At 53.8% G+C, this 6,040-nt stretch carries 8 protein-coding genes; 5 read left to right on the forward strand and 3 right to left on the reverse strand.

Features of this window, described 5'->3' with window-relative positions; genetic code table 11:
* Positions 1 to 373: hypothetical protein (locus tag DBR18_RS09710; protein ID WP_218277850.1), on the reverse strand; the 373-nt coding region annotated here is incomplete at its 3' end.
* Positions 374 to 1,908: 1,535 nt separating this feature from the next.
* Between DBR18_RS09710 and DBR18_RS09715 the strand changes: the two genes are divergently transcribed.
* The 5 genes from DBR18_RS09715 (at position 1,909) to DBR18_RS28385 (ending at position 4,179) form a co-directional block, all read left to right on the forward strand.
* A complete protein-coding gene (locus DBR18_RS09715) occupies positions 1,909 to 2,229 on the forward strand; it encodes a YbjQ family protein (protein ID WP_027613311.1) in 321 nt (106 codons plus the stop codon).
* Positions 2,230 to 2,448: 219 nt separating this feature from the next.
* A complete protein-coding gene (locus DBR18_RS09720) occupies positions 2,449 to 2,637 on the forward strand; it encodes a hypothetical protein (RefSeq protein WP_108590170.1) in 189 nt (62 codons plus the stop codon).
* Between the two features lie 324 nt (positions 2,638 to 2,961).
* Complete coding sequence (locus DBR18_RS09725; protein ID WP_045122356.1) at positions 2,962 to 3,330, forward strand: hypothetical protein; 369 nt, start codon at positions 2,962 to 2,964, stop codon at positions 3,328 to 3,330.
* A 133-nt stretch (positions 3,331 to 3,463) separates the two neighbouring features.
* A complete protein-coding gene (locus DBR18_RS09730) occupies positions 3,464 to 3,889 on the forward strand; it encodes a YMGG-like glycine zipper-containing protein (RefSeq protein ID WP_108590171.1) in 426 nt (141 codons plus the stop codon).
* Positions 3,890 to 4,011: 122 nt separating this feature from the next.
* Positions 4,012 to 4,179 (forward strand): hypothetical protein, encoded by a 168-nt coding sequence (locus tag DBR18_RS28385; RefSeq protein ID WP_003223252.1) that lies wholly within the window; start codon positions 4,012 to 4,014, stop codon positions 4,177 to 4,179.
* A gap of 277 nt (positions 4,180 to 4,456) precedes the next feature.
* Here the strand turns inward: DBR18_RS28385 and DBR18_RS09735 are convergent, their stop codons facing one another.
* Together DBR18_RS09735 and DBR18_RS28995 are read right to left on the reverse strand one after the other, a co-directional pair.
* Positions 4,457 to 4,834: a hypothetical protein gene (locus DBR18_RS09735; RefSeq protein ID WP_108590172.1), complete on the reverse strand. Its 378-nt coding sequence runs from the start codon at positions 4,832 to 4,834 to the stop codon at positions 4,457 to 4,459.
* Positions 4,827 to 6,040: RHS repeat domain-containing protein (locus DBR18_RS28995; RefSeq protein ID WP_256588658.1), on the reverse strand; the 1,214-nt coding region annotated here is incomplete at its 5' end. The genes DBR18_RS28995 and DBR18_RS09735, both read right to left, overlap by 8 nt.

A 6,040-nucleotide genomic window follows, 5' to 3' on the forward strand; every position in this document is an offset into this window, starting at 1 on the left:
GTGTAGTGACTTTACTTGCTACTGCTTCTTTGTCGAGAACACACTTGGATGCCATGTTTGAAATAAGTTCTGTGTAGTTCTTTCCGATGTATATGAAGTTGGCGATTCGTCTGTTGAGCGCCGATATTATATTATAAGCTCTATTGTAATCAAATAAGTGATCTGTCAATTGATCCATGGTGAGCAGGAGTGCTTCACGCTCAAAATCTATGAAGTTCCCTAAGGTAAGGTCATATTTTTCTTCAATGGAAAGCGCTGCGCTAAGAATGCCTCGTGCCCGAATGATCGCTTCATAATCCGACGCGCTTATGTCCATCGACGGAATATTTCCAAGAAAGCTTTGCCTGAGAAAGTACGGAGCCTGCGTGGTCACTCTATATCCTCCTAAAATTATCGTCGCCATTGCTGTTTACGCACAAAAACGGGTACAGGAAAAAGACCTGTCGCAAATTCACTTATTCCTTCGCCCCCTACGCGTGTTGTCACCGTGAAGGCAGCCCTTGTAAAACTTGGGAAATTGCTCTAGACAGGTTCAGAAGGGTACAGGATCTACTAACGATCGCCACCCATCAGGTTGTTGTTGCGTAGAACGACGATTGGCGTATTGGCCAGATCCGGTCGAAGACACGTTCACAACTGGCGTAGAAGCTGTAGCAATCAATGAGTGCGAAGGCCGGTTTTCTACTTGGCCACTTCTTACGGCGGAGTAGCCCAACATCGTGATGGTTTCCATCAGCTAATCCCAATCTGATTCTTTGGCTGAATGCTAGCTGTGAAGATCGCTGAAGGTAATAAAAAAATTCGCGAAAAAGCACTTATCCCCCTCCCGCCGATGGGCTTTGCGTCCCTTTTTTATGCAAAGGCCAGAGTGGTGCAAACACCTGCTCTGGCCAAGCCTGCTGCGGGGGCTGTTGGCGTTGTAGCGATTGCACGCAGTGCAAGGTTTTGCAAAAAAGAGCAAAGGTAGTTGTACTGCGTTACGGAGCGTCGACGAGTTGGCCAAGGGAGTGAAATGCCCGTCGTGCAGGGGTGACGCTCTGAAAAACCTACCGCACAGGATGTTTTCGTTTTCGGCACTGGTCGCACCAGCTGGAAATCCGACACCGCTCAGTCCGCTTGCAAAACGGCTGTAAGGCCCAGCCTGCTTGGCTCTCCGTTATTTTCTGGTATTGCATAGCGTAACCAAGGATTTACCTGCGACCAGTGCCAATTTGCATGATGTGAAAAACGTTCGAAAGGGACGTCGTCTTGGCCATTTTTCAGACGCGAGCTGGGAAAAAGGTAAATTTTGGTAAGCGAGGTGTAGAAACGCGCTACAGCCCTTGTCATGCCTGCCTTTCACTCATTACCTCAAGAGGTAATTTTAGGTAAGAGTTAGGGTAATAATTTCTGAAGTGCCCGGTTTTACTGGGTTTGAGGGTTATAAGGGATTACTCATAGGAAAGGTAATTTTCTAACCTCATACTCACCAAATTGTTACCTCTGCTTACTGCTCTCAACGCCCCGATTTTCAAGGCTTCCAGAGCTTGCCTCATGTCGCATTACCAAAATTACCTTTTTCCCATGGGTCAACATGAAACGTCGAAACGGTCTTCGCGTCCGTGTTCTGCAACCTGGTGCGCAAAACCCATGGGACTGACATGGGACTGAGATTAAAAAACTCGCTCCTCTGCAGCCCTTATAAACCGGGAGGGTATGCTCAAAAAACCGCAAACGGGTAGTTTCGAATCTCTCCTTCACCGCCAAATTCAATACACAAAACCCCTGATTTCGAGAGAGATCAGGGGTTTTGTGGTTTCTGGCGTCTGGATTTTAATTCGCTGCGCAAGTTGTGCTGGCAGTGCTCAGCCTGGATTGCCACAGCACATTACAATCGCCGCTTTATTCGCAGAAAAAAGGACAGTTCCCATGATCATCTCCACTACCCACGCCATCGAAGGCCGACAGATCACTGCGTACCTGGACATTGTCAGTGCGGAGTCGGTGCAAGGCGTCAACGTGATCCGTGACATGTTTGCCGGCATGCGCGACTTTTTCGGTGGGCGCTCGCAGACGCTGGAGCGTGCGTTGAAAGAGGCACGGGTTCAGGCGACGGACGAGATCAAGGAGCGGGCGCGGGCGTTACAGGCCGATGCGGTGGTCGGGCTGGATTTCGAGATCAGCATGCCGGCGGGCAAGGGCGGCATGGTGGTCGTGTTCGCGACAGGCACGGCGGTCAAGTTGCGTTGAGGGATGTTTTTGGTGGTCAACGCCATGGCTTGGGTATCACAAGCTTGAGAGGGTTTTCGATCAACAGTGTGTTTAATAGCTGTAGGCCATTCGTCGGTGACCGGGCCAACTGAACCGCAAGTCCAGTAATGACCGGCTAGTCTCAAAAGCCTTGGAGGTCGATATTTTTTCAGGCAAAAGGGCTTTGCCGGTATCGATCCCTTTCAAAGGGGCGAAGGTATGACTGATCCGTATATCGAAGATGATGGAGCCGAGTTTTCATTCAACAACTGCGTCCGTTGCGGTCAGACGGAGTATCAGGCGGGCTTTGGCGAAGACCCGGTGCAGACCGGCAAGATCAAGTCCACTGCGCCCAAGGGGCCGAAAGCCAAATTTCTCCCAAAAGTGTCGACCCGGTTGAGAAAGTAATCTGCGATTTAACGACCCCGACTAACAGCGGGGTTTTTTATGCCTGCTGTTTATTAAAGGAAATCTCCTACAAGCAATCGCGCAGTTTCTGGCGATTTTCACAAACTTTTCACGTCTACGGTCGTAGGGTGAAGCCATCCGTTAGAAAGCAAGTCTCCAGCCCGTCTCCCCAGCGGGCTTTTTTTTGCCTGCGATAAAACCTTTCGCAAAATCGCTGTCAAATCGGCGCCGAGTGCACGGCGACAGCTGATTTCTCTGGACTTCAGCCAGTAGGCAGCATTCAATTCGGCCCCTTTTGATTTCCCTATTTTTGAGGTTTTTGTCATGCGTCTAACATTGCCTGCTCTGGTTCTGGGGCTTCTGGTTGCTCAAGGTGCGGTGGCTGGAGAAGGCACCGCGGCGCTCGGCGGCGGCTTGGGTGGCGCACTGGGTAACGTGGTCGGCCAGAAAATGGGCGGCAGCACGGGCGCAGCGATCGGCGCCGGTGTTGCGGGCGCAGCCGGCAGTGCCATGGCCGCCGGCAAGGGCAGCCGAACCAAAGCGGCCATCGGCGGTGGTGTTGGCGCGGCCGGTGGTTCGGTCATCGGCAACAGCCTGGGCGGCAGGAATGGTGCAACCATTGGCGCCGGTCTCGGCGGCGCAGCCGGTGGCGCAGTGGGCACCAATCTGTCCAAAGGTCACAAGCGTCACTGATAGCGAATGCTTGTCAGAAAAGCCCGGTTTGATGCCGGGCTTTTTCATGGCTGAACGTTTTTCCGAAAATCGTCTCCAATTTGACATAGGCCCTATGGGCATACCCTCCCGATTCGGGAACTGTGAGGTTCAAATGCGCTTGTCATTGTCTGCACTGTTTTTCGGATTACTCATCGCTCAAGGTGCGATGGCCGCCGGAGACGGCAGCGCCGCCGTGGGTGGCGGTTTGGGCGGTGTGCTCGGTAATGTGGTCGGTGGCCAACTCGGCGGCAGCACGGGTGCAGCGGTCGGCGCGGGTGTCGGCGGCGCGGCTGGCGGCGCTGTCGGGGCGAACAAACACAATCGCACGGAAGCCGCTATCGGCGGCGGCCTCGGCGCAGCCGGTGGCTCGGTGGTCGGCAACAGCCTGGGTGGCTCCACCGGTTCAGCCATCGGTGCCGGTCTGGGCGGCGCGGCCGGTGGTGCGGTGGGTAACAACCTGGGTGGCGATGGCGGCAAAGCTCACTCCGGTGGTGGTCACAAGCACAACAAGTACAAACACAAAAACCGCCATCATTAATGGCGTGTCGAACGGAAACCCGGCCAAGTGCCGGGTTTTTCGTTTTTGGCTGTCGGACGCAGGAACGATTGCCCGTAAGGCTTTTCGAACGTTATACAACCCACCAGACGCAGAGGTTTGCCATGACGCCCGAAACCGAAGGCAAGGAAGAAAAAGGCCCAAGTGGTCTGCCGTTTATCAACGATCCGGGGAACGAGGATCCTGGGTCGTTGATGGATGATGCGACGGTGCCGTTGAATGATGCGGATGAAGCCGACATGGAGTATGAAGAGGATGAGGATGAGCAGTGACTGCTTATTCTTTTGATCGAGCGCGGTAGTGCCGCTTTCGAGTCTTCAGGGCCTGAAGTTCTGTCGGGCCCTTTGCGAGGTGTGAGATGGGGCGTGAGCAAAAGGATGACGATGACGATGTCGATGAAACGCCGGAGTATCCGTTGCCTTCACCAACGGATCCTTTGGGGCGGGATGAGTTGCCGTTAGAGGATGAGGAGGCTGACCAGTAGTAATTGCGGTGCGATTCGAGAAGTCTTGCATACGAAGACCGCCCAGCAGCATCTTCGTTGACGATTTAACAGAAAGAGACATCTATCCTGCTCGCGCTGACTTTAACAAAGTGCCCATTCAGGTGTGGGTATTCGTAATGGATATCCTGATCCGGAAAGTCGACAACTGATCGCAAGACCTCTCCATCCAAGTAGCCATAGATATCACAGAACAACCCGTTATCGAGCTTCTCGATCTGCATTTTGTTGCATTCGGTTGCTGCTATGCACTCCTCATCAGGCAACACCATTTCGAACTCCACTTCGTAAGTACCCCCGATCTCTATTCTTGAAGGGCTGTAACTGACGAAGCAGTTGATCGAAAAACCGTCAACTACCAGTTCAATAGCCTCTTCTACGAATGGGTCTATTGCGACGACTAATGCTTTGTATGTCCTAGTCATGTGTAGGTCTCACAGTTTTATCTCGTGCGTTTCCATTGATTGTCCGCCAGAATTCTTTTCCGCTTTTGGTGTGTAGCGTCGTAATTTCATCATTGGTATTGGTGCCCACGAAAGCAAATTTCGTTTCACCTTTCCGATTGTTTCCCATCAACAGCAAATACCCTGATCGCACCTCTCCTTTGTATGAATACTCCACACGAGTACCTTGATTCACTACATCTCGTGCGACGAGTAAGTACTCCTCTTTGTTCATAGCGTTGAATTCGGCGCCATGCTTTTCAAAATGGCCTATGAGCTTTTCGTCACTTCCAAAATCTTTAGGGCCGGAATTCGGCTTGGGAAGAGTTGGAATAGCCTCATCAATGATCGAACCATCAATCCTGCCTGGTGATGAACAGTCCGGTCTATTCGGCGGCGGGCAGTTCGCGCTCAACCCCAACGGATCCACCCACCCCGTCGGATTCGGCACGTACTGGTATTGGTTGAGTCCACCCGCCAACTTGATGGGATCCGGCGTCAGATACCGCCCCAACCGCGGGTCGTAATACCGATGCCGGTTGTTATGCAGCCCACTTTCCGCATCGAAATACTGCCCCTGAAAGCGCAGCGGCTGATCGAGGTAGTCCTCGCCGGCGAGGGTGATGGCGGCGACCTTGCCGTAGGCGTCGTATTGCGCCGACCAGACGATTTCGCCGCTGTAGTCCGTGAGTTCCTGCGGGGTGCCAAGGTGGTCGAGTTGGTAGTAGAACGGGCAGGCGCGTTTCGGGCCTTTGCCGTCGAGCAGTGCCAGTGGGCGGAAGGTGCCGGGTTCGTAGACGTAGCTGCGGTACTGGGCTTTGCTGCTTTCGGCGACGAGGTGGTCGCCTTGCCAGAAGAACTCGGTGCTGAGGCCGTCCACGGTTTTGCGGATGCGTCGACCAAAAGCGTCGTATTGGTAGGTCGCGGTTTTACCGTCAGGACGGGTCAGGCCGATCAGGCGGTGCTGGCAGTCGTAGCGGTATTCGGTGACGAGTTGCGGGTCGCGGCCACGGCGTTCGCGAATCAGGTTGCCGAAGGCGTCGTAGTCATAATGGCGGTCGCCCTGCATCAGCAGGCGGTTGCCCTTGATCCGCGTCGGACCGGGGCGGTCCTGCATCAGCAGGTTGCCGGCCGGGTCGTGGGCAAAGGACTCCGGCAGTTCGTCGCGGGAGTGGCGTACGCGTGTCA

Origin of the sequence: Pseudomonas sp. HMWF021, assembly GCF_003061005.1 — a bacterium.
In the GTDB taxonomy this organism is placed as follows: Bacteria; Pseudomonadota; Gammaproteobacteria; order Pseudomonadales; family Pseudomonadaceae; genus Aquipseudomonas.

What these genes read in the sequence shown, in the direction of transcription:
- DBR18_RS09715 (WP_027613311.1), top strand. Translation starts at nt 1,909, where the DNA reads ATGATCATCTCCACTACCCACGCCATCGAAGGCCGACAGATCACTGCG.
- DBR18_RS09720 (WP_108590170.1), top strand. Translation starts at nt 2,449, where the DNA reads ATGACTGATCCGTATATCGAAGATGATGGAGCCGAGTTTTCATTCAAC.
- DBR18_RS09725 (WP_045122356.1), top strand. Translation starts at nt 2,962, where the DNA reads ATGCGTCTAACATTGCCTGCTCTGGTTCTGGGGCTTCTGGTTGCTCAA.
- DBR18_RS09730 (WP_108590171.1), top strand. Translation starts at nt 3,464, where the DNA reads ATGCGCTTGTCATTGTCTGCACTGTTTTTCGGATTACTCATCGCTCAA.
- DBR18_RS28385 (WP_003223252.1), top strand. Translation starts at nt 4,012, where the DNA reads ATGACGCCCGAAACCGAAGGCAAGGAAGAAAAAGGCCCAAGTGGTCTG.
- DBR18_RS09735 (WP_108590172.1), bottom strand. Translation starts at nt 4,834, where the DNA reads ATGACTAGGACATACAAAGCATTAGTCGTCGCAATAGACCCATTCGTA.